Origin of the sequence: Borreliella kurtenbachii, from assembly GCF_030437945.2 — a bacterium.
GTDB lineage: Bacteria > Spirochaetota > Spirochaetia > Borreliales > Borreliaceae > Borreliella > Borreliella carolinensis.
Map to the genome: position 1 here is coordinate 1 of NZ_CP179515.1, position 23,164 is coordinate 23,164.

The window sequence follows — 23,164 nt, forward strand, 5'->3', positions numbered from 1 at the left end:
ATTTTATTGACAAAAATATTAGTTTTTGCTATTATACATCTAATTTAATAAAGAGAAGTAAAACGGTGTGTGATTTAAGAAAAACAAAATTAATAGATAAAATAAGTTCACTAGAACTATATAAATATTCAATATTTTTTAGAAATTATATAGAAAATGTAGCAGAAGATTGTCTCAAGAACGGACTTGTTCTTGAGAGCACTGACCACAATGTTAGTGAGGTTGAACTTGCTAGGTTAAAGGTACAACTTAAAGATGCTCTGCTTAATTGTATTATAAGCTACCGTTTTCACGGGATTGGTTATGTTTTAGTAAAAACCAAAGATACCCTAATAGATCTCGAACAACCCGTTAATATAGAATTACCTATTGGTTTTGAATACCTTGATTATGAATATGTAAGAGATTTGGGAGTTGATTTTGATCATATAACCTATAAAGTAAAATCCAACAATAAGAACAATTCTGTAGACGCAGTTAAAATACATAAAAGTCGACTTATCATATATGAAAACTTTGATTATATCTTAAAAAGATATGTTCCTTGTTATACAGAAAGTTTTTTGCTAGATATTTATTTATTTGAAAAGATATACGTTGAAATAGAAAGACGTATTGAAAACCACAATTTCTTGTTTTACAAAGATGAATCTTTAGTACAATTACAAGACGCACTCTCTAGTGCAACCACTTCTTTAAGTGCACTTACTCAGAGCAATAATGATAGGGGAAGTGGCATTTTATCTTCTTTTTTGAGAAAACAAAATTCAAACAATCATAGTAAAGATATTTCTAATTTAAGAAACCTTAATGACTCATTAGCACAGGAGCTTGCTAGGCTTAAGAGCAATCTAAATAATGAGGGAATGTTTTATACGGCTACTCCCAGTGCTAGTTTAGAGGTTATTAAATACGACCTTAGCTACTTAAAGGAGGCGTTAGCGTTAATTAAAGCGAAAATTGGGGCTGACACCAAAGAGCCCTTAACTAGAAGTTTTAATGAGCAGGCTAAAGGACTAGGAAATGATGGTAAAGGTGATAGGAGTAATTATTACGATTTTTTAAAAGGCGTACAAGAACAAGTTGAGACCTCTTGTAACTTAAAACTTACAAAGTATTTCGGGCTTGATATGAAGTTTAATTCACTAATTATGTTAAGTGAAGAACAAAAAGCAGAAAGAGATATAAAGCTAATTGAGCTTTACAGTAAATATAACCAGCTTATACAGAGTAGTTCCTTTAATAATGAGGAGCTAGCGATGTTAAAAGAGAAATTATTTTCATTTTGAGAAAAGGAGTTAAAAAGTGACTGGAAATGAAGAAAAAGAAGAACGGCAAATTAAGGCTGATACTAAAGCTATGAGTGATGGAGAATTTGAAGAGTATATGCGCCTTAAAGAACAAATAAATAATTTAAAGACCAAAGAGACACGCCGAAATTTAAGCATAAATGAACGAATAGCAAAAGAACTTACAGAAGTTGAAGAAAGGGAGCGTATTGAAAAGCAATTGTTACTAGAGGCTGAGCGAATTAATGAAATTGATACGCTTGCAAAAGCACATCTTAGCAAACATTTTAACAAAGAGGCGTTACTTGCAAAAGGATACACTCTAAAAGACATTATGCAAGCGCAACGCAGAGAACTTGTTCGCAAGTTTGTTCCAGTTGAGCAAATTAAAGCTATTGCTAAAGCGTCAGATATAAGTCATATCGATGGAGAGATACTGGAGCAACTTATTTCTTTAGCAAAAGTGAATATCAAATTAAGAAAAAATGCGAATAGTAATTTTTCTTTTGTTAACTATAACAAGGGTAACAAGGGTAATATTTTTGTTAAATCAGAAGAGAGAGTAAGTTTGCTTGATTCTAATTTTGTTCCAATTAATTTTACAGAATTTGTACAAGCGATAAGTAATACTTACAAGCAAAGACGAATTCAATTTTATGAAAATCTAAAAAGACATAAAAGAACAAGTATTACTTAAAGGAGTTTTTAATGAGCGATATCACAAAAATTAAAGAAGAGTTTAATAAAAAGGTTGCAGAAATTAAAGCATTAATGAAAAATCCACAACAAGATTCTGGACTACTTAGTAATTCTATTGAATTTAGAGACAAAAACCTAATTTTTTCAAATTCTGATGGAGCTTGCACTAGCAGTAAAGACAAAATAGAAAATTATCCTGCTAAAGGGTATCCGTATAAGCGTGGGGTTAAACTTAGTTTTGGCGATGGTACAACAGAACTAGAAGTTGAGGCTGGAGGTGGAGACGATTTATATGGAGTGTGCTCCGATATAGATGAGTTTAGCGGTATGGCAACTGTAATTCCAATTACAAATAACTTTACTGGGTATTTAACGCTTAAGAAAGAAGGACAAAATAGTATAAATCCAGGAGATAAACTAAATTTTAGCCAACATGGAGAACTTGAAAAAATCACGGGAGCTCAAAAGACAGTTAATGCAATAGCGCTTTCAAAAGCACATAAATTGACCGAAGATTTATTTATAGTGCTTGCTAGTGTATTTGGGAATAGAGCCATTAAAGGGTAATTAAATTATGGTTTTAAAAGATACTGGGCAAGCTGAAAATCTTGATGCTGCTGATAACCCGCAGTTAGATTTAGAGGCAGAAGCTCCTGCTGCTCCTAGGGCTAAACGGCAAGCAAGACAAGCTAAAGATGTGCAAGCAAAAGATCCCTATTTGGATGCAATGAATGAACTTGATGATATCCTTTTGAAATTCAAAAAATATGTAAAATCGATGAGTTCGATTGAAAATAAGGTTTTTAGCAGTTCAAGCGGTTGTTTTAAATCTAAAAATGAGCGAGCTGATGTTTATACATTTGCATGTTCAAGCTATTCAGACAAAATAGAGGAATACCATTACGATCCAGCAAATAGTTTTCCATACAAGCGAGGCGTTAAACTTGTTCCAAAAGAGAACTCTATATATGTGGAAGTTGGAGCTGATACTGATATGTATGGGATATGTGTAGATGTATGTGAGTTTAGTAGTACTGCGTATGTATTGCCAATTACGAATAACTTTGAGGGGCACCTTGTTACAAGAAATCCGAGCATAAAAATAGGAGAAATATTGGATATAAATAACAATGGGGTTATTATCAAGGCTGGTGGTGGACCACCAACCGTAATTAATGCATATGCCTTGTCTGATTCATTTACAATTAATTTTGCCCCCGAAGATGGAAATCAAGATCAAGCTAGATATCCTAGGCAAGAGTATTCTATTAATTTGATAAAAGTTGCAATTTTTGGCAATAGAGGCCTTGAGAAAATAGTAAATCCTGATGGTGGTTAAGCCTTGGGCGAATAAAAGGAGTTAAATAAATGGGAGATACAACGCAATTAGTAAAAGAGTATCAAGAGAAAAGAAGTAAACTCGAAAAGTTTATGAAAAATCCCCAACAAGACGCGGGGCTGCTTAGCAATTCTATTGAATTTAGAGATAAAAACGTGCAATTTTTTGCCTCTGGAGGGAGTAGAACTAGTAAGTTTGATAAGTTAGAAAATCATCCATTTTCTGGGTATCCATACAAGCGCGGAGTAAAAAGGGTTATTCAAGAGGCACAAGAAAATCAAAATCATTATGAGCCTCATGTTGAGGCTGGTGGTGGTGAAGACTTATATGGAATATGCATTGATATAGATGAGTTTAGTAAAACAGCTACTATTGTACCAATTACTAATAATTTTGAGGGCTATTTAGTAGCAAAAGATTCTACAGTTAAAGTAAAAGACAAACTTGTTTTTAATAAAGACGGTGCTCTTGAAAAGGTTGCTGGAGCGCCAAATAAGGCAACTATTAATGCAACAGCATTGTCTGATGCAAAGCAAATTAGCAATGAAGTTTATTTGGTAAAAGTAGCGGTATTTGGAAATAAAGCTATAAGTAGAAATTAATAAAATTTGGGAGGATTTAATATGGAATTATTTGATGAAAATTATTATGCAAAAGCTGTGGCAAATATCATAGGAGAAGTTAAAGATCCTATTATGTATAAATGGTTTTCACCTGATCAAATTGAAGATGTTGATCTACAAATGGGATATCAAAGAACTGTAAAGTGGGATGCGTTTTTAAATGCTAATCCTACAACAATTGCCAATGAGGTTAACACTATCTCAACTATTGGTTTTAGTTCTGAAGTGGTAAGACTTAATTATTTAAAATTACAGTACAAATTCAGACATTTAAAGCAGACATCTGAGAAATTTTATACTTCAGACTCATATATTGGGGACATTAATAATAATTTACTTCCCTTTGCGCAAGCCTATAAGCTTGCAAGTAGTGAAATTATTAAACTTATTAATCACTTTGTACTAACGGGCACTGTTTCGATTAAAAAAGATGGGAAAAATCAAAAACGCCTACTTCCCAATATGTATGGACTACTTAATATGCCTGAGCAGATAAAAGAAGAAGTTGCTAGTGGTGATAAAGATAAAATGGATAAAATCTTTGAAAAGATTGAGGCGGGACTTTCAAAGTTAGAATTAGGAGATGAATTTTCCACCCCTATGATGGTAATAGTTGACCCAGCAACCTCACTTAAACTCGTAAAACCATACGCAGCAGGACAGGGTGCAGCAAGTAGCTGTGAAAAATGGGAAGATGTTTTAATTCAGACTATTAAGGCTATTAATAATAGAGAAGATGTTTATATTGAAACTTCAAACTTGCTAAAACATAAAATACTCATTTATCCACTAAATTCTGAGCTTATTAAATTTAAGCCTAGCAAGTATATGCTGCCTACACCGAATGAACAAGTTGATAAAGACTCAACTGACATTGCTCATTCATACATTGATTTTGTTTTAGGCGGTCTACTTGCTACTAGAAAAACTATTTTGCAAGTTAACATAAAGCAAAGTTAAAAGTATAAGGTAAGTGGAAATGGGTGAACAAGAAAACTTACAATCACAAGTTGAAGGAGAAGAAGAGCTTTTAGTAACAAAACTTCATTCAGAAATGTTATTGCTATTAGGAATAGACCAATTTGCACTAAGCAGGCAAAATTTTCTACTTCATTTATCCTTACTACAAGCTATTCTAGTAACACGCGGTATTGATGCTAGTTCACTTACATATGAACAAATATTTTTACTTACTTTCTACCACATGGGTTGTCAATTAAGAAAACAGGGAGTTGTTCTAGAATTTGAATTTGATAGGATCAAAAAAGAGAAATTCAATGAACTTGAACTTGATTATTATCCTAGCAGTAACGGGGGCGAAGAAGGTGGGGCGGGGAGTTGTGGATCAAACAAAAATTTCTGCTTACAGCTTGATGCATTTTTAGAAAAACTAAAAAGAGAAACTTCAACGCCATCTTGTGTGGGGGTTGTCTAATGAATGGTGTTAGAAAAAGACTTTCAGATCTGTCCTTTCGTATGGTCAACGTATTTAAGGACCCGCAACCCTTAAAGTTTTATAAAGGCACTGTTGTAAAGCTTGAAAATGACTCTTCTTATCAGAGAGTATTTGATAAAAATAAGTACACTAAATTCGCAGGAGTTATTATTGACATAAAGCCACAAGAACTTGCAATGCTTTATGACTCTGATATGTCTGATATTCAAGGGTATTCTAAACTTTACACATATCAAGACCTTAACTATGAGCTTAAAGACCGAATATCAATTGCAGATTTAGTTTACTTTGAAATATTTAGTATTGACTCTTCAATTGGATGCTTCACTTTGGTTTTAAAGGAATTTATATGGACAAGCTAGAATTTAAAATTGAATTGGAAATTGGGTGGTTTGGTGGTCGTGCAGGAATTGCTAAAATGCATGAAAAAGGGAGTAGCAATTTACCAGCAAGAAAACATTTAACTAAAATTGCTGGTAGTTCTGAGTTTAGAGAATATATCAATAATAGCTATATAAATTCTAAGTTTAATCTTGACCCTAAATCAGGAATGGAGGCTATTGGACAAGCTTTTATAAGGTACTATGAAAATTATCTACTGTCAGCAAAAGCCCCCCCAGCCTTAAAGGCTAATACAATCAAAAGTAAGTTTAAAAGGGGTAGTAACACTGCAGCAATTCCACTTGTTGATACAGCTAAAATGTTATCAGAGATTACTTATAAGGTAACACTTGAATGATTTTAACTTTAGATATGGTATTAAATCATTTAACTCAAATATTTAAAGGGTTTAAGGCGTATGCAACTGAAAATAATTTTGAGTGCGATATCATAAATACCTACAATCATCCATATCTTTCAAAAATCACGGCTGCTAGCTCAAATATAATAGCATTGAAATTTGATGGCATAGAAAATATATTTGATCATAATTCTAGAGCCGGTGCATTTTATGAAAATGCTTTGGAATTTAGTGTAAATTTTCAAGTATATATTATTGCAATAGTGTTAAACGCTCAAGATTTTGACGCTAATTCGCGTATGTTGATACTTTATAGTATGCTTAGTGACTTTCTACATAATAAAGCCCATAAGTATACTTTAGAAAGTCAATCTCAACCCGAATATATTAGCCAAATTAACCTTTACATTTATCCAATATCTAATATGCAAACAGTTGGGCTTATTAATTTAGGCACAAAATATAGTAACCATGCATACAGTGCATCTATAGCATTCAATGCTAGTGTAAAAGCAATTGAAATTTTAAAGGAGGAATACAAAATTGCCGCAAGATACAATTAGTGTAAGTTTTATTGACTCTAGGATCCAAGCTAGTAGGCCTAATTATTATAATCCACTCTTGGTTTACAAAACAGCTAAAATCAAAGTTAACAAAGATGCTGCTAGCTTTATAATATTGAATTTAACCGTTAATAATTATGAAAAACAAATTGAAACTTTAGAAAAAGATAATGGAAATGGAGAAGATCGGTTTGGGAAAGAAAAAACATTGCTAAAAACTGCAATGTCAAATTTTTTCAATTCAACTGAAGAATCGTTAAAATCCGCTGTTCTTTTTATTTATAAGGATAAGCCTGAAGAGCTAAAAAATTATCTTAAAGTACATAGGCATTCTTTTGTTGTACTTATTAACACTGAAGGTGATGCGTCAGATGATGGGCTTAAAATTTACAAAGATGACTATAATAAATTCAAAATGCCTTCAACTTTTTTTGTATTCTCAACTAAAGAACAAGAAATAAAAGAACTATTTAAAGATAAAGGTAATATTGAAAAAGAAAGAAATATTGTTGTTTACAGCAATAATAAAGACAATTTACACCTTAAATTTATAAGTCAATATCTGCATCAAGCTAGCATTTTCCATTCTGTAAATCCTTATGGTATGCCACTAGCTGCTACACCGCTTGTTGACGACACTGTAATTGGAAAGTTGCGAACTGCAAAAATCAACTTTTATTCACTTCTTAATGAAACTGGCCTTGATGGTATGCCTGCTTTTAAAGAGGGTGTTGATCTAGCTGGAAGTCCAATAGACGAGATTTTCACTTATCATTATATAAAAAATGAAGCGATTATTGAGCTTATTAGAATTTGGAATAAAAACAACAGACAAAACAGCAAATTATCTGCACTTCAACTTAGTGGAGCTAGAGACAATGCATATACTTCAGTAATTGAGTGCCTACTTAAACGGTTTATTGATAGAGGACTTATAATAGAGTATAAAAATTTAACTCTTACTATTTCTCCTACACCACAACTTAAATTAGAGCTTAGTGTGAATATTACTTATAACTTTAGTGTTAATGCTGTTGCTTTAGTAATTACTACTCAAGATATAGTTGATTATCAAAACAGCTTAAGTGCTTAAAAGGGGGTCTAAAAATGCAATTTTATGATTTAAGAGAAGTTTATTTTTCAATTGGTGGTACACAGCTACATAGTGGTAAGCTAGAGCTTACAAGCGAACCTACAACAAGAGCGGTGGTTAGTAGCGAAGACAAAGGCATGCCTGTAATAAGCTTAAGAGATCCCAAAACGATAACTTATGTTTTCAATATTGAAGTTACACTAGGTAGTCATGACTATAGATTGTTAACTGAACTTTCTGATGAACAGTTTTACAACATGGATGTGAGAAAAGAGGATAAAATGCTTAATTTAGCATTCAATGATAGAATTGCTACCAAAATTATCTCTAACTATGCAATCTTTACTGAAGAGCCTTCAAGAAGTTATTCTGCTGAGGCCGAAAAAGTATCTTTTGAAATTAGGGCTATTAATTGCCAAAAAACTAAACCAAACAACACTTAAAAGGAGAGTCTTATTATGATAATGAGATATAAAATGAAAATTTTAACTAAAAATAAAACTTATGAATATCCACTAAGAGTACTTCCAGTCTATGAATGGGATAAAGTGCTAGGATTTAATCAAAGTGACGCTGTTTTTAAGCTTAATGAGGTCAAATACCTAAGAGAAATTACAAGTTTAATGATAAGTCCAAAATTTTTAGACGAATTCTATGTGATTTTGGATCAAAATAGAGAATTTATTTCTTATTATAAGGACTATCTTGTTGCAATAATTTACACTGCGCAATTCAATACTTTTCACATAGATAATGATCTAAAAAAACCCACCTTAGTATATTTAAGTGAGTATGAAAATAATGTTGGTGATTTTGTTACTTTTGACTATATTAATGAAAATTTTGATTATGAAAAAGTAGCCGCTTTGCTTTCATCAGTTACATCAAATTCTAATGACCTGGTTGCTAAATGAGCAAAATAAATAGAGATATTGATAAAGCTATTGCAAGTATTAATGAGACTAGAAAAAAATATTTTAACTTGCTTGACGAGATAAAGAACGACAAATACTTTTTTCCAGTAATTATGAATATTTGCTCATACGCCTCGGTAAGGAAATTGCCTTATGACGAGCTTTTAGAGGTCAATAGACTTGCTGAGATTAAATTAGAAAAAGAATTGTATGAATTAATTTTAAGCAAGTGAGGGCCTAGTGAGCAATAAATTCACCATTAAATTTAAGGGTATTCTTGATCATGCTGCAACAAAAAAAGCTATTGAACAAGATATTTCCAAAATGGAAAAATATCTTAACCCTAAAAAATCTAGTTTGGGCAGTACTAAATATATTGTAAAAAATAATTTGTCGGACAAGAAAAAAGAACTTAACAGACAATCTAAGTTTGAAAGCTTAAGAGAGCGTGTTGAAAAACATAGACTTACACAAGCTAAAAAACTTATAAAACAAAGCGTGGGCTTTGAAAAATCTAAACAAAAAGAACTGCAATTTCTTAATAGTACAGTTTACAATAAAGAAGAACGTAATAAGATTTGGGGCGCTCTTAAGGGAATGAAAGGATTTGAGCGCGATTTAGAAAAAGAAGATTTTCTGCGAACGGCAATTATGCTGCTTAAAGGCCCCCTCAGAAAGTTGAAACTTAATGATAAAGAGGGGGAAAATGTAGTAAATTCAGCAAAACTTGCAGCTGTACTAAGAAGCGTGGGGTTTGCTAGTAATAACGAAAGCGCTGTTGGGGCCGTTTCACAGATACTTAAAGGGAACTTTACAGAAGCTTTTAATTTATTGAAACCTATCGACAAATTTAGAGAAAAACATCTAGAAGCCATAAAAGACAAGTTAGAGCCAAGAACTAAAGAGGGAAGAGAACTACACCCAAGACCACAGGCGATTGTAGACGTCATAAACGATATATTATCTTTAAAGATCCTGGGTTATTCCAATGAAGTCCAAAAAGCCAAAAGTGATTTAGCTAATATAGAACAAACTTTCCAAAACTTAACCAATGATGTTTTGCAACCCATAATTTCCAAAGTTTCCACTATTATTGATACGATTATTAAATTTAATTTTAAAAAAATCCTAGACGATATCGTTGGTAGCATAAAAGAAGCTATAAGCAGCGCTTTTGCCGGATTAAAAACCGTTGGCAGCACAGCAATTAATACTGCTAATACAGTTTTTGGCTACATTAATCCTCTGAGTTATTTGGGAGGATTTTTCTCTAAAGAGAACGGCGATAATGATCAGTTGGGAAAATTTAAATAAAAAGGTAATTCTATGGACATTAACAATGAAAATATTATCAATAATAATATTGATAATAAGAATAAAAATAAAGAGCTGTCGTCTGCAGAGATTATCCAAATAATAAGAGATGTAATAACCCAAATATTTGCTCTTTTTGGAGCAGATAATTTTTTAGTGTTATTTCCTAGAATGGATCTAAAAGGTTTTGGATATGTGCCTCAATTGTTTTTTGTAAAACCAAAAGCCGAAATTATAACACGAACTTACAATGCTAGTTATTCTAAAAGACCGGTTATTAACTATTATGATAGAAAAGCAGAATATGTAAGTTACAGCCCCGTAATGACGGGAGAACACATCTCTTTAAATGGCGGGGTATTAACTTCTTTGTATAAAAAAATGCTCTTATCACTTAAAATGACTATTTTTGGCAATTCTATGCTTTGCTTTGACGCTCATCTTGTAAAAGAACAACTAGCCAATAGACTGCAAGCGCAAGTTCCTTTTAGTGTATATAGTCCAACTTTTGGCCTTAAAGAATTGGCTATAATTACAAATCTTTCATTTAAGGACACTCCCTTCATTGATGAAGTTGAAGTGACTCTATCAATGGAAATAGTAAAAACATTTGCATTAGAAAAATATAAAGGATAACATATGTTACTAAGTTATGATTTTAAAATTGAATTTTACAAAGCAAAACAATCTTTAGAAAAGGATACAAGCGCTGGGGATTCTTTAATTGAAGAAAATCCTAAAATTATAATAAATACACAACATGGAATTCATGTTGATATTACCATATCTAATGAGTTTTCAAATTATAATTTTGTAAAATCTAAACGAACAAAAATTGTACTTTGGAATTTGCCCTTAGACTTCACCAACGACATTGACGTGGGAGATATAGTAAAAATACGCTATAAAAAATTTGCTCATGAAAAAAATTTTGATTTCATAATGGCGGGGTATTTGGGGACTCCTATGAGCACTGATTATCCTGGTAGTGATTTTAGTGTTGAGCTTGACGTTCGGTTAGCGGTTAGTAGCAACTTCTTTAATCGAAAATTAGAGAACAAAAACTTCAAGGGCAAGACGGTGCAAGAAGCAATCGAATCTGTATTTCCCAATCGCAATATTATTAATATGGACAAAGAAGATCGTCTTAAAATCATTGACAAAGATATTTATGCCGCAACACCAAAAGAGTTTGTTGAAAAAATTAAAGGAATATATATTCACGACGTAATAGCTGATATTGGCGGTGACAGCTTTGATGTTGAATGCAATTTTATATTCACTAATGATAGAACAATTGAAGCAGATGAAAATTACAAAGCTTTAGAAGATTATGGACTTGAATTTATTCCACAACAAGAAATTGCTATTGAGGGCGAATACAATATAAGACGTGTATATTGGAACGCACAAACATTTTACACACATAAACTAAAAATTGGCGATAAAGTTTCATTTATTGATGGACTAGGGAAAATGATAAAAACCACCATAAAAGAAACAAGCGCAAGACTTAGCAACGCAGGAGAGTGTTCATTAATACTTAAATTAAAGGATGATTCTGATGATTCTGATTAAATGTATAAAGTAAAGGGGATTAAAATGACTAAAGACTATAAAATTTACAGAATGAACCAGCGTCTTTATGGACATGCTTTAGCACAAGAGGACGTTAAAAATTGGATTTATTCAAACATTTTTATAATTAAAATTGGCACTGTAAGGGAGTTTAAACAACAAACTCAAGAAGCTATTGTTACAATACCCGAATTTGAAGATTTAGAAATTCACACAAAAAATATCTCTAATATCAGTTTAGAACTATCAAAAGGTGATAACGTTTTACTACTTCAATCAAGTGTTAATATTTTTGATAAAAATAACGATATTCACTTTGACAAACATCATTTTTATATACTTAGTGCAATTAGCCCAAAGACTTTAAATCTAATCTCTGATACTGTTAAAATTAAAGCAAACAATAACATTGAAATAGCTAACCAAACAACTAGCTTAAAAACAATTCTCAAAAATATTGTAAGTGCTATTGAGGGTATAAAAGTCGTACCCACACAAGGAGGCCCAGTAATTGAATCAGTCAGTCTAAAAATAGCAACCGCTCAAATTAATTCTGATATTAATAGCTTGTTTAAGTAATTTTTGCTAAATATGGTATAATTAATAGTATGGATTTAAGATTAGGCAATAATTTCGAATTGGTATTTAATAACGATTTATCACTTGTTGATGGAATTGATGAACAAAAACAAAGATTTCTGATATTTTTAAAAACCTTAAGGGGTAGTTTAAGCTATGCTCCTCATTGGGGACTGGATTACTTCTTACTTTTAAAACTATTAAAAATTAACAATCTTCACGCTGTAAAAAATTATTTTCACGAAATATCTAAAGAACTTAACCTAGATTTAATAAACATCTCAACTACTATACAAGACAACAAAGCACATATATCCTTTTTCTTCTCAGGCGATGTTTTGAATATGGAGTTTAATTTATGAGCATAGTTTTTGATTCTGATTTTGGTATTTTAAAACGTACAATTAAGGATATTGTAAGATCAAAAAGAGAATATTTACGCGTAAATTATGGTATTAATATTGACGATAATCAAAGCTCAATTTACAACATTATTGCGTCTTCTTTAGCATTAATTGAAGAAGAAATAATTAATGAGCTTAATCTCTTTTTTTCTAAAATGAAACCGGGTGGCACCTATTGGACTGCTATTGAAGAACACATTTCTTCTAAAAGCACAACTTACAGCGCGGTTCGCAATGCTTTACTTAATCTTGAGGGGGTTGAGTACACTAATATTAAAAGTTCCGCTGGTAAAGCCAACATATATCTAATTTTAAAGGAAACTTTACTAGACGATAGTAAATCTAATATTAACAATCCCGAATTTAAAGCAAAACTTTGGGAGACATTATATCTAACAACCCCTAGTGGTACTTTACTTAAGGGAGACATAGAAATTGATGGCCTCAATTCAACTGGTCAACGCAAATCCTACAAAATATCACTAGGAAAAAGAAAATATGTTTACATGAAAGTAAAGTATAAACTTGACCTTAAAAACTACCTCTACTTAAACATAGATTCTCAAATTAGAGATATATATTCTAGGATTATTTCAAATAACTATTCTGATATGGGAATTAGCTTTGAATATCAAGACTTTTTTGCTCCAGTTAATGAAGTTAAAGGAATTAAGTTTATGGAAATAAGCACTTGTATTAAAGATACAGACACTGAAAGTATTTCAAAAATTACTGATCGCGACTTTAATAAAAATCAGGATATTGCCATTAATGATGATACAATACTACTTTTCAATACTACAGATCGATTGCTTATTGATATTGATAGTTAACAAATATGAAAATACCTAATTTATTCAATGACACTGAAATTCATAAATTTATACGTACAGAAACCGAGTATGCACAAACGCTACTTAATGAGCTTAGGTTTCTTAATTCAAATTTCATATCCATTAATGCAAAAGAAAATGTAAAATCAAGATATATCGCAATATGGATATCTCAAGTTTTATCTATTTTTTATGCAAAAACTCAAACTTTACAAAGCATTACAAGCAACATTAATAGTGTTATTTTTGCTTTACGGCACATTGGTACTGATGAGTCATTTAGACTGATTTTCAAGGCTTTTTTAAATGTAGACATTGAAGTTACTACTCCTGAAGCTGGAGTTATTAATATCTCGCTAAAAGGGGTAATAAAAACAAACTTTACTACCTTTATTTCGCCTAGTACTAAAAAGGGAAAACGACTAAAAAAGATAATTCTTAGAGAAAAGAAGCCGGGATATGTTGCATCTAAAAAGGCTTTGGTATTTAACTCACTTCCCAAGGGCTATGATCATTCAATTTATGCTTTTATAAAGGAAATTATTCCTATTGGTAGAGTTCTCAAAATTAATAATAAAGATGGTAACAATATTATTACTTTTAACAACTAAGGAGGCTTTATGGCTATAGATCAAGATAAATTACTAATTGATGAAGAAGAAACGGTTCAAATTAAAGATTTAAATAAGGTTACAACCGTTAACAATACTGATCTTTTACTGCTTGATGATGGGGTTGCAAGCAGTAATGCTATCACTTTTAAAAACTTCTTAAAAACCGTTAATCACCAAACATTTAAAGGCGAAGAGCTAGGCTATTTTAAGGAGATAATTAAGTCTACAATCGCTACTGAACTTGCAGCTGATAAAGATTTTGTAGAAAAAATTTACGCTAAAATAATAAACAAACTAATTTACAATGATTCTAATAATCTTTCTAGTCTTTATGGAAAAATAAGATCTTCCCTTGAAAGTGGCATATCATCTACCACTCTATCTAAAGATGACTATCTTTTAACACTTCGTCTTTTCGGCACTATTCAAAAAACACCCGTTCCTAAACAACTGCTTGGCTTACCATCTGAGTATCTTCCTATCGGCAATAAAACTTCAGGTACTGCCTTCTATCCGTATGAATACAAGGGTAAAAGAACGATTATTAATATGGACGATTGTAGCGATGTAACTCTTTATTGTAATAAAAGTAGTGATGATGATCCAGTTTACCTTGATATTGATATTGACATAAAACACCAGAGCAATGGAAGTAAATCATTATATGTACAGTATTCCGATGAAAGTCAAAAAAACCTAGTTTATAAGCATGAGGGCTCCTCTTCAGTATCTATTCGAGTTCCTATGTACAAAGGATGGTATATACAAAAAAGAGTCCACATATCAGGAAATTCGGTCCCATATTTTTGCAAATTATAAAATTTTTAGCAAAAATTGCAGTTTTGGTATATAATGTGCATATAAATAAGAAAATTAAAATGAAGGATTAAAAAATGGATAGTATTAAAATAACCGAACTTCTTATCAATTTAAATGAAATTAAACTTATAGCAGTAATGATTTTTGTAACAGTGCTGGTTTTGGGGGCGTTAATTCTTCTTAAGCCTTTATTAAAAGACATTTTGACTATTGTAATAGGCAAGCTTTTTAAGAATGGCAATGGGAATGGCAAAAATCACATTAAAAAAAGAGATTAACTTATGAAATTATCCAAAGATAATGTTGAGCTGGGACTTGCGTCTTTATCAACCCTTATTGATATATTTTCTAAATTTGAAGATGAATTTGATGAAATTGCACATAAAGGATTTTTTTTGCTTTATGAGCTATATTCTCATTATAAATTAATCTATACAGCAAATATGGAAAGACTTGAAAGTGCATTGACTCCAGCAATAAATGCGGCACTTGCTCCATTAAATGAAAAAATCAATCAATGCATTGATCTAGTTAATTCTGATGAAAAAAATCTAAAAATATCCAATGACCTAAAATTCAATCAAGAAGGAAAACCTATCTACAAAGAGAGAACAAACAATGCAAAATAACACTATTGGTTTAGGACTTCACTTACTATCCAGCTTAACTAACATAGCTAAAACTGATACAAACATAGATCATAATTACATCAATACTTTTAGTAAAGTAATAGATTTTTTCTATAAAACATATATAAGCACACTAAAATCTATGGAAACAGCTGAGTCAACTAAAATATTTGAAGAAATACAAGATATCTTAAAATACAATATTGAAATAATAGAGGCTATCTCTGCTGACAAAAATAAAAAAATTATCACTTCACTTAAAGCAACACGTAACAAAATTATGAAAGAATACATCAAAATGCTTAAAAGGAGTGAAAATGCTTAAGAAATTGTATTGTCTACTAATTGCTTTGCTATTGTGTTGTACTACTATTGCTAGTCTACTAGAAGAGCCAAAACCTCCAATTATTCAAACACTAAAATATTTAGCTAAATATGAGGCACAACTTTCAGAATATGTTATGTACCTTGTAACATTTTTAGCTAAAACAAAAGTTAAAGTTAACGATCCAAATTATCCAGAATATCCTTATCCAGACTTGTCAACATTAAAAGACGAACACTCCATAACTGCGGTAAAACATAATATAAACATATATTTAGAGTACATTAAAAAAACAAAACCAATAGCGGAAAAAGTCTATAATCAATATTCTCAGTTAAAAATGTAAATTACAAAAAGGTTTTTCTTGCAAGAATAATCCTTTATATTATTAAAGTCATTTATTACTACTATGTTTAAAACCATTTTATCTTTTAGGATAAATCCTTAATAAGGATATAAACTTACAAATATACTATTTATTAAGGAGCTCAATATGCAAAAAATCAATTTATTAATATTATTTATATTTATTATCAGTACTAACAATTTAATTTCATAAGAAATTTAAAAAGATGAAATTATAAAAGTTAAAATTTTAACCGCTTTTGGGCAAGGTTCTGACTATAACTTTCCTGTAAAAGAAAAAGATAAAAACAAACATCCCATTGAAATTTTGGGGATAGGTTTAGAAAATTTTATTAACCAAATAGGTGCCGAAAATATTCTTGAAGTTAAACAACTAAGCCATTTAGTGGGTTTTGCATTTGTTGTAGTATACAAAGAAAAGAAAAAGTAATTTAAGGTTTTTGTAATACTGTTTTTTAAAAAACCTACAGTAAAAAAATTTAAAACTGATATTTGAAGTTAAAAATGTCAATTACAAAAAGGTTTTTCTTATAAGAAATTCTCCTTCACATATAAAAATATCTTAAGCCAACATATCTAATATGCTGTATAATATAGCTATAAGGAAAAATAATATGGAAACAGTGTCAACAAATATTGCGGGTGTAACCCAAGAACAAATATATAAAGAATTTCTTAGACTGGGTATGGAACAACTAATAGCACAAGATTTATCTAAAAGATATTATCACAATGAGCTAACATATAGAGATTTAGAAAATTTAGAAAAACAATTCGATATAAAATTTGATAATCTTGTTTTTAAAATAGATAATGTCAAAAGCGAGCTTAACACTAAGATTGACAATGTAGAAAAGAATTTAAATCTAAAAATTGATAGTTTAGATACCAAGATAGATAATGTAGAGAAAAATTTACGAAAAGATATATCTAATTTAGATGCCAAGATTGATAGTGTTAAAAATGAACTTAATACCAAGATAGATAATGTAGAGAAAAATTTACGAAAAGATATATCTAATTTAGATGCCAAGATTAATAGTGTTAAAAATGAACTTAATACTAAGATAGATAATGTAGAGAAAAATTTACGAAAGGAAATATCTAATTTAGACATTAAGATTGATACTGTAGAAAAGAATTTAAACGCTAAAATAGACAATGTGGAAAAGAATTTAAATCTAAAAATAGATGGCTTGAATATCAAAATAGACAATGTGGAAAAGAATTTAATATCTCTTTCAGAAATGCTTAAATGGGTATTAGGAATTATGGGAGCAATGTCTATCACAATGATAGCGGGGCTAATATTTGCTTTCATTTCTAAATAGCTACTACCTCACTTAAAACATATCAATTCAAATAATAATTTTTTCTCCAATATTTAGTACAATAGTTAAATACTATTTATTTGGAGAAAATAATGAAACATCTATTATTTAGTTTGCTAATTTTTACAAACATTAATCTTTTCGCCAACTTTTTAAATAATTTGACAAAAGAAGAACAATTGGCTCTTGAAAATATAAAACGGTTCTTTAAAGAAGGAAAAATTTATTAAAAAATCTCACAAACAATGATCTTGACAAGATACTTATTGGCCATTACACAAAAATCGAATATAATGAAGAACAAATTAACAAATTATTTATTGGCCTTGGAAAACAAAAAACCAAAATATATCTTAATACAATAAACAAAGTTATGGCAAATCCATCCAAAGGAAAAAACATACAAGATGAAAAAAAATACCAAACCCTCCCGCGTATTGCAATTTTGGCAATATTTTCCAACATCTATAAACAATTAAAACCCAAAACTGATGAATTTTTTGATAATACTTTATTGTTAATTAATTCAAGTCGTGAAATTATAAAAAACACATTTGCTTCAATTTTTGATGATATTTTATATGTAATGCTCATTCTACACGCTTATTTTTGACACATATAGTTGACAATACTGTTTTAAGAAAACGATCTATAATTACAAGAATAAATTTTATTTTTACTTAATATATTGGAGTAGAGATAAGGAAAGGAAATAACAATGAAAATCATCAACATATTATTTTATTTATTTTTACTAATGCTAAACGGCTGTAATTCTAATGATACAAATACTAGTCAAACAAAAAGCCGGGGAAAGCGTGATTTACCCCAAAAAGAAGTAACACAAGAAAAAACTAAATCTAAAGAAAAACTACTTAGAGAAAAACTATCTGATGATCAAAAAACACAACTTGACTGGTTAAAGCCCGCATTAACTAAAGATGGAGAATTTGATACATTTTTACAACATGATGAATCTAAAATAACCGCCACGCTTGATCATATAAAGAAAGAACTTGACAGTTGAACTGGAGAAAATACAGATACTCAAAAAAATACTTTCAAAACCATAGTTCAAGGAGCCCTTAACGGTGGTACGGCTATAGATAATTTTAAAGATAGTGCAAGTTAGTGCATGTGTAGCTCAACAAGCTTCCTAATAGTAGCTAGCAGCCCCCTATTTGGGGGCTTTAATATTGCTATACTGCAAATATATAATTAAATTGTCTTTCTTTTTTTAACATGCAAAAGAATTTTAATACTTTTGTTTTATAAACGTCCTGATTATCAGACATAAATACTTTAAGCTTATTTAGATCATCAAATCTATTGGTTTTACTGAAATAATCTTTCATAAGATTTACCCAATATTCTATACTCTTAAGCTTAGGATTTTCATCAAGAAGATTATTTAAAGCATCATCATTATCTGTACATAATGCCCGAATAAGAGCATTTATATTATTTTTTTCGTCACCTTCACTTAACCAATTTTTTATATTAAACAATGCGTTTCTAAAAATTTCATAGCAATAAAGCTTATCGGTTTTCGACTTTTTATCAAAGACTTTTATTTGTTCTTGCTTAATACCTCTTTTCTGGTTTTGAATAGTGTTATTTTTTTGAATTTGATTAATCTCTTGTTTTTGTTCCCTTTTTTGTTCTTGCTTTTGATTAACACTAACTTGCTTGTTAGGCATAAAATGTCTGTTTTCATAATTATTGTAAATAGGCGCTGTATCAGTATCCATTTCACTTTTTATGTTAAGACATGCAACTAAAGCATACCTTTTGAAATAGGTAATAGCTGAACCAACAAATTGTGGCAATGTATTTACATTTTTAAAACCATTTTCACTATTCCATTGTAATTTTTCTGTATGAATTCGCGTATCAAATGACTCTCTGTACCCAGTACTTGTACTGTAGAATGTAGTCCTAATATAATCAACTATGCCATATTGACCCTCTACAGAAATTGGAAATTGCCTAAACATAAGATCCAAATTGTGCTTTTCAATAACGTTTTCAATTTCTTCTAATACGTCATTAAAATCATGATACTTATATCCGTACCCTTTAAGACTTTTGTCAATACGTGGCAAGTTCTTCATTAAGGTTTTCATATCATTTAAGAATTTAATTTCTGCTTGAATATTGTCTTGTTGATTATTATTTTTTGAAAGATTTTCCATCTTTTCCTCCTGTTTGTTAATAACAAATATATAGCAAAAACTATTTTTGCCAACTTTTTACAAAAATTTTTGTAAAAAAATAGGGCTTAGCTAAATTCTCTATTATATCCTAAAGAACTTAGTTAAACCCTAATCTTTATTTTTTGCAAATTAACAAACAGGTAGTTAAAACTGAAAAATGTTCAAATAACTACGCTGTTTGTAGTGTAGCCCAATTTAGAATTAAAATCAATTTATATTTTTACTAAATTACAAAAAACATATTAATTTAACAAAATTAATAATTAAAATTTAATATTTTTTTAGAAAAGTATTTACTTTTAAATCAAAATTATGCATTATATTACTTAGTAAGTATTAACAAACAGGAGAGAAAATATGGAAGATTTTCCAAATATCACAAAAATTCCAACTTGCCACAACAAACACCAACACAAGTTAATATCTCTTACTTCAACACTAAATTACCTAAACAAAAAAGATAAAAAATACACACAACAAAACATACTCTACTACTTTAATGGAAATCTAAAAAGAAATGGTCTAGCTCCCACTACACTAAGAACAATGCAAAATTATCTTTACAAATTAGAAAAAGTATTAAAAGTAACAACTAATTACTACCAACACATGGGTGTAAATTGTGGAACTGAAATTTACTATAAGCTAAAGTATCCTAAAAAAGAATGTTGCCAGAAAATCAACAAGTACTTTAAAGAACGAAAAAACTCTAGATTCAAATCTAGAGTTAATACCCATTTTAAAGATAATATTTCTAAAAATAGTAGTGTAAATTCAGTGGGGTGTTTAAGTAATAAAAATAATATAAAAGAAGAAAGAAAGATTAAAGAAATAGAAAAATATCAACTAAGAAATTATTTTAATAATTGTAACTTTAAGACAGAAGAAGCTCTTTCTATTTTGAATTTAAATACTGATAAAGATACGAAGATTGAAGCAATGAAAATCTTAAAACTAAATGAGATTGCTTTAATAAAACGTTTTAGTATAAAAAAATCGTGCATTAAAGAAAAGCAAAACATATTAAAGAATATTTTAAATAACACTCAGAAAGAATTCGAAAAAAATGGATATAATCCTGAGCAATTAGAAACAAATTTCCAAAAAATATATGAAAATTACAAATTCAAGCCCCATTTTATTATTGAAAATCATAAATATAACGACTTAAGTAATATAAAACGCAAATTAGAAAAGTCGATTGAAAGAAAAAAAGAAAATTCTCAAAAAAATTATCAAAATTTAAAGGCAAACATTTTTAATATTCTTATTGAACAACTAAAAAAAGATACAAATATAGAAATTCTAAAGCCAATTATCAAAAAATATTTGAATAACCAAAAGAAAATAGAATACAATAAAGTATTTGGTACATATTATCTTGAATTATTAGAACTAATAAAAAATGAAAAAAAATCTTTAACTGTAGAAGAATTTAACATAAAGGCTGTATGAGGATTTAACATGGAAAATGCACCAGACCCTATTGAAACTATAAAAAAGGGTAAATGTAAAGTTGAATGCCAAAATAAAGAACGCTTTATTTTGATTGAAAAAGAAAATAGTAAAGCAATGTACTATACAAAAATAATGATGGACATTTACAAATTTGGAGTTTATGAGAAAAAACATGAATTTAGATTATCATTGAGAGCTTTATTTAATAGGGAAAGAATTGTTGAAGAAACTCATCTATATCCAATTAAAGAAGGAGATAAATTTATTGGCATTTTTTATGGCTACAGAAAACCAATTAAAAAACCTTTAATAAAGTATCAAATAAATGGAACTAGAAAAGCATACGCATTAGCAAGGGCATATTATATGGAATTCAGATTTAAAGCAGGAAGTGTTTTTTGTTATTTTAAGGGGCTATATCGTTTATTAGGTAAGAAAAGAACAAATAATCACTACAACAAGGTTTTATTTAGTATGTTTACAGATTTAGAACAACAAGTATATAAATTTTATGGGAAAAAATACCCGGAACAAGGACCGTTAATCAAATGGATAATAAAAAACCTAAAATAATAACAATAGCGTCAATTAAGGGTGGTGTTGGTAAAAGCACAAGCGTCTTATTTTATGGCAATATCTTAGCTAAAGAAAAACATAAAGTATTGATAATTGATAGTGATCCACAGGCCAGTATTACTAGTTACTTTTTATTTAAATTAAAAGAACAAAATGTGAATGTCGAAAATTACAATCTTTATGAAGTTTTTAAACAAAGAAAATATATAGAAAATTGCATTTTTACAGTGTCTAATTATTTAGATATAATTCCTAGTTCATTAGAATTATCTGTTTTTAATTCAGAAAGTATACCATTACAAGACAACCTTTTAGAAAAAAGACTTTTGGCTATTAAATCTAAATACGATTATGTGATAATTGATACAAATCCGAGCCTAGGACATCTTTTAAATAATGCTTTAGTAATTACCAATTATTTAATAATACCAATTAATTCTGATTTGTGGGCAGTTGAGAGTATAGATCTAATATTAGATGCAATAAATAAAGTATATAGAAAGGATATTACACCGTACTTTTTGGTGACGGGGGCCCTAGAGAGGCAAAACATTGACAAGGAAATAATATTTAACTTGGAGAATAGATATAAAGAAAATCTAATAGGAGTTATTCCCAAAAGAGATGATATCAAAAAAGCGCTGTTTTATAGAAAAGAATTTTCTTCGAAAACAGACTATTATCAAGAATATAAAAAATCTTTAAATAGAATGTTAAAAATAAAATAACAAATAAAATTTATCCAGTAATGGACAAATAAGGAGCGTGTATGAGTATTAAAAATAAAATGATAATAACCAAAAGAGTAGATATAAAGGAAAATATTTCTAAAATGGAGGCATTAGAAGAGGTTCATAAAGAAGAATATTTGAGATTGAAAGATAAATTAAAAACTCTGACAACCGATGATATTTATAATAAAATAGAAACAGCAAAAATATTAAATACGATTAATCAAAAAAAATTGTATATTTTAGATGGATATAAAAATTTTTATAGTTTTTTAGCTGATTTTAAAATTGCCAAATCTCAAGCATATAAATATATAAAAATAGTATCGGGCGTAGAAAAAGGTATTATTGACTACAATTTTATTGCCAATAATGGCATTGAAAAAACAATTAAACAATTGGAAAGTAACAATGTTATTAAAAAATCTAATCAAAATCCAATAAAGCCCTTAAGGTTTCAACTTAAAAAGCAAGAAAGCTATGATTTTTATAAAAAAAATGGGAAGTTTGCTGGGTTTTTATTGGAAGAACTTCTTGAAAGTCAAACAGATTTGATTAATAAGCTTTTAAAAAAGTATAAACAATTAAAAGGATAGTAAGGGGATTTTATGAGAAATTTAGCATACAGAATATATAATATAGAAAGTATAAAAAATGAGTTTTTTAACAAGAT

General features: G+C 29.5%; 34 protein-coding genes and 1 pseudogene. 34 read left to right on the forward strand and 1 reads right to left on the reverse strand.

Features of this window, described 5'->3' with window-relative positions; translation table 11 throughout:
* Positions 1-65: 65 nt before the first annotated feature.
* The 30 genes and pseudogenes from QIA22_RS05815 (at position 66) to QIA22_RS05960 (ending at position 18,642) form a co-directional block, all read left to right on the forward strand.
* Positions 66-1,289: a phage portal protein gene (locus tag QIA22_RS05815; RefSeq protein ID WP_367611865.1), complete on the forward strand. Its 1,224-nt coding sequence runs from the start codon at positions 66-68 to the stop codon at positions 1,287-1,289.
* A gap of 16 nt (positions 1,290-1,305) precedes the next feature.
* Entirely contained in the window at positions 1,306-1,986 is a 681-nt protein-coding gene (locus tag QIA22_RS05820; RefSeq protein ID WP_367611867.1) for a DUF1357 family protein, read from the forward strand.
* Between the two features lie 11 nt (positions 1,987-1,997).
* A complete protein-coding gene (locus QIA22_RS05825; protein ID WP_367611869.1) occupies positions 1,998-2,555 on the forward strand; it encodes a DUF228 domain-containing protein in 558 nt (185 codons plus the stop codon).
* A gap of 7 nt (positions 2,556-2,562) precedes the next feature.
* The gene (locus tag QIA22_RS05830) at positions 2,563-3,327 is read left to right on the forward strand and encodes a DUF228 domain-containing protein (RefSeq protein WP_367611871.1); all 765 of its coding nucleotides are present in this window, start codon (positions 2,563-2,565) and stop codon (positions 3,325-3,327) included.
* 29 nt (positions 3,328-3,356) lie between these two features.
* Entirely contained in the window at positions 3,357-3,929 is a 573-nt protein-coding gene (locus tag QIA22_RS05835; protein WP_367611873.1) for a DUF228 domain-containing protein, read from the forward strand.
* A 21-nt stretch (positions 3,930-3,950) separates the two neighbouring features.
* Entirely contained in the window at positions 3,951-4,910 is a 960-nt protein-coding gene (locus QIA22_RS05840) for a hypothetical protein (protein WP_367611875.1), read from the forward strand.
* A gap of 19 nt (positions 4,911-4,929) precedes the next feature.
* Complete coding sequence (locus QIA22_RS05845) at positions 4,930-5,385, forward strand: DUF3890 domain-containing protein (protein WP_367611877.1); 456 nt, start codon at positions 4,930-4,932, stop codon at positions 5,383-5,385.
* A complete protein-coding gene (locus QIA22_RS05850; RefSeq protein ID WP_367611879.1) occupies positions 5,385-5,768 on the forward strand; it encodes a DUF1506 family protein in 384 nt (127 codons plus the stop codon). Before QIA22_RS05845 ends, QIA22_RS05850 begins: the two co-directional genes overlap by 1 nt.
* On the forward strand, positions 5,756-6,145 hold the full coding sequence (locus tag QIA22_RS05855; RefSeq protein ID WP_367611881.1) for a hypothetical protein: 390 nt from the start codon (positions 5,756-5,758) through the stop codon (positions 6,143-6,145). Before QIA22_RS05850 ends, QIA22_RS05855 begins: the two co-directional genes overlap by 13 nt.
* A complete protein-coding gene (locus QIA22_RS05860; RefSeq protein WP_367611883.1) occupies positions 6,142-6,711 on the forward strand; it encodes a DUF764 family protein in 570 nt (189 codons plus the stop codon). Before QIA22_RS05855 ends, QIA22_RS05860 begins: the two co-directional genes overlap by 4 nt.
* A complete protein-coding gene (locus QIA22_RS05865; RefSeq protein ID WP_367611885.1) occupies positions 6,692-7,804 on the forward strand; it encodes a DUF787 family protein in 1,113 nt (370 codons plus the stop codon). The genes QIA22_RS05860 and QIA22_RS05865 overlap by 20 nt, the downstream gene beginning before the upstream one ends.
* Before the next feature lie 14 nt (positions 7,805-7,818).
* Positions 7,819-8,247, forward strand: a complete 429-nt coding sequence (locus QIA22_RS05870; protein ID WP_367611887.1) for a DUF1463 domain-containing protein — start codon at positions 7,819-7,821, stop codon at positions 8,245-8,247.
* A gap of 15 nt (positions 8,248-8,262) precedes the next feature.
* On the forward strand, positions 8,263-8,718 hold the full coding sequence (locus QIA22_RS05875) for a DUF1473 family protein (RefSeq protein ID WP_367611889.1): 456 nt from the start codon (positions 8,263-8,265) through the stop codon (positions 8,716-8,718).
* Positions 8,715-8,951: a DUF1322 family protein gene (locus QIA22_RS05880; RefSeq protein ID WP_367611891.1), complete on the forward strand. Its 237-nt coding sequence runs from the start codon at positions 8,715-8,717 to the stop codon at positions 8,949-8,951. The genes QIA22_RS05875 and QIA22_RS05880 overlap by 4 nt, the downstream gene beginning before the upstream one ends.
* A 7-nt stretch (positions 8,952-8,958) precedes the next feature.
* Positions 8,959-10,032 carry a DUF759 family protein gene (locus QIA22_RS05885; RefSeq protein WP_367611893.1) on the forward strand — a complete coding sequence of 358 codons (1,074 nt, stop codon included), beginning with the start codon at positions 8,959-8,961 and terminating at the stop codon, positions 10,030-10,032.
* A gap of 12 nt (positions 10,033-10,044) precedes the next feature.
* Positions 10,045-10,668, forward strand: coding sequence for a DUF792 family protein (locus tag QIA22_RS05890; RefSeq protein WP_367611895.1), 624 nt, complete (start codon positions 10,045-10,047; stop codon positions 10,666-10,668).
* Positions 10,669-10,671: 3 nt separating this feature from the next.
* A complete protein-coding gene (locus QIA22_RS05895) occupies positions 10,672-11,610 on the forward strand; it encodes a DUF693 family protein (protein ID WP_367611897.1) in 939 nt (312 codons plus the stop codon).
* Positions 11,611-11,634: 24 nt separating this feature from the next.
* Positions 11,635-12,189, forward strand: a complete 555-nt coding sequence (locus tag QIA22_RS05900; RefSeq protein WP_367611899.1) for a DUF777 family protein — start codon at positions 11,635-11,637, stop codon at positions 12,187-12,189.
* Positions 12,190-12,218: 29 nt separating this feature from the next.
* Complete coding sequence (locus tag QIA22_RS05905; RefSeq protein ID WP_002658459.1) at positions 12,219-12,551, forward strand: DUF2634 domain-containing protein; 333 nt, start codon at positions 12,219-12,221, stop codon at positions 12,549-12,551.
* On the forward strand, positions 12,548-13,426 hold the full coding sequence (locus tag QIA22_RS05910; protein ID WP_367611900.1) for a DUF276 domain-containing protein: 879 nt from the start codon (positions 12,548-12,550) through the stop codon (positions 13,424-13,426). Before QIA22_RS05905 ends, QIA22_RS05910 begins: the two co-directional genes overlap by 4 nt.
* Positions 13,427-13,431: 5 nt before the next feature.
* Complete coding sequence (locus QIA22_RS05915; RefSeq protein WP_367611902.1) at positions 13,432-14,037, forward strand: DUF735 family protein; 606 nt, start codon at positions 13,432-13,434, stop codon at positions 14,035-14,037.
* Between the two features lie 9 nt (positions 14,038-14,046).
* Positions 14,047-14,859, forward strand: coding sequence for a DUF685 domain-containing protein (locus QIA22_RS05920; RefSeq protein WP_367611904.1), 813 nt, complete (start codon positions 14,047-14,049; stop codon positions 14,857-14,859).
* 74 nt (positions 14,860-14,933) lie between these two features.
* Positions 14,934-15,137 carry a holin BlyA gene (gene blyA, locus QIA22_RS05925; RefSeq protein WP_367611906.1) on the forward strand — a complete coding sequence of 68 codons (204 nt, stop codon included), beginning with the start codon at positions 14,934-14,936 and terminating at the stop codon, positions 15,135-15,137.
* Between the two features lie 3 nt (positions 15,138-15,140).
* Positions 15,141-15,488, forward strand: coding sequence for a BlyB family putative holin accessory protein (locus QIA22_RS05930; RefSeq protein WP_367611908.1), 348 nt, complete (start codon positions 15,141-15,143; stop codon positions 15,486-15,488).
* Positions 15,478-15,813, forward strand: a complete 336-nt coding sequence (locus tag QIA22_RS05935; RefSeq protein WP_367611829.1) for a BlyB family putative holin accessory protein — start codon at positions 15,478-15,480, stop codon at positions 15,811-15,813. Before QIA22_RS05930 ends, QIA22_RS05935 begins: the two co-directional genes overlap by 11 nt.
* A complete protein-coding gene (locus QIA22_RS05940) occupies positions 15,806-16,159 on the forward strand; it encodes a BBA14 family lipoprotein (RefSeq protein ID WP_367611831.1) in 354 nt (117 codons plus the stop codon). The genes QIA22_RS05935 and QIA22_RS05940 overlap by 8 nt, the downstream gene beginning before the upstream one ends.
* 634 nt (positions 16,160-16,793) lie before the next feature.
* Positions 16,794-17,510 (forward strand): Bdr family repetitive protein, encoded by a 717-nt coding sequence (gene bdr / locus QIA22_RS05945; protein WP_367611835.1) that lies wholly within the window; start codon positions 16,794-16,796, stop codon positions 17,508-17,510.
* 92 nt (positions 17,511-17,602) lie between these two features.
* A complete protein-coding gene (locus tag QIA22_RS05950; protein ID WP_367611837.1) occupies positions 17,603-17,740 on the forward strand; it encodes a hypothetical protein in 138 nt (45 codons plus the stop codon).
* Between the two features lie 143 nt (positions 17,741-17,883).
* Positions 17,884-18,123 (forward strand): hypothetical protein, encoded by a 240-nt coding sequence (locus tag QIA22_RS05955; RefSeq protein ID WP_367611839.1) that lies wholly within the window; start codon positions 17,884-17,886, stop codon positions 18,121-18,123.
* Positions 18,124-18,228: 105 nt separating this feature from the next.
* Positions 18,229-18,642, forward strand: a pseudogene (locus QIA22_RS05960) (Mlp family lipoprotein).
* A gap of 67 nt (positions 18,643-18,709) precedes the next feature.
* Here QIA22_RS05960 and QIA22_RS05965 read toward each other — a convergent pair.
* A complete protein-coding gene (locus QIA22_RS05965) occupies positions 18,710-19,705 on the reverse strand; it encodes an ERF family protein (protein ID WP_367611841.1) in 996 nt (331 codons plus the stop codon).
* Between the two features lie 378 nt (positions 19,706-20,083).
* Between QIA22_RS05965 and QIA22_RS05970 the strand changes: the two genes are divergently transcribed.
* Genes QIA22_RS05970 through QIA22_RS05985 form a run of 4 tightly spaced genes read left to right on the forward strand, consistent with a single transcriptional unit; the run spans position 20,084 to position 23,087 of the window.
* Positions 20,084-21,181: a plasmid maintenance protein gene (locus tag QIA22_RS05970; RefSeq protein ID WP_367611843.1), complete on the forward strand. Its 1,098-nt coding sequence runs from the start codon at positions 20,084-20,086 to the stop codon at positions 21,179-21,181.
* A 9-nt stretch (positions 21,182-21,190) separates the two neighbouring features.
* Positions 21,191-21,757, forward strand: coding sequence for a DUF226 domain-containing protein (locus tag QIA22_RS05975; protein WP_367611845.1), 567 nt, complete (start codon positions 21,191-21,193; stop codon positions 21,755-21,757).
* Positions 21,733-22,488 carry a ParA family protein gene (locus tag QIA22_RS05980; protein ID WP_367611847.1) on the forward strand — a complete coding sequence of 252 codons (756 nt, stop codon included), beginning with the start codon at positions 21,733-21,735 and terminating at the stop codon, positions 22,486-22,488. The genes QIA22_RS05975 and QIA22_RS05980 overlap by 25 nt, the downstream gene beginning before the upstream one ends.
* Positions 22,489-22,529: 41 nt before the next feature.
* Positions 22,530-23,087 carry a chromosome replication/partitioning protein gene (locus QIA22_RS05985; RefSeq protein ID WP_367611849.1) on the forward strand — a complete coding sequence of 186 codons (558 nt, stop codon included), beginning with the start codon at positions 22,530-22,532 and terminating at the stop codon, positions 23,085-23,087.
* Positions 23,088-23,164 lie beyond the last annotated feature (77 nt).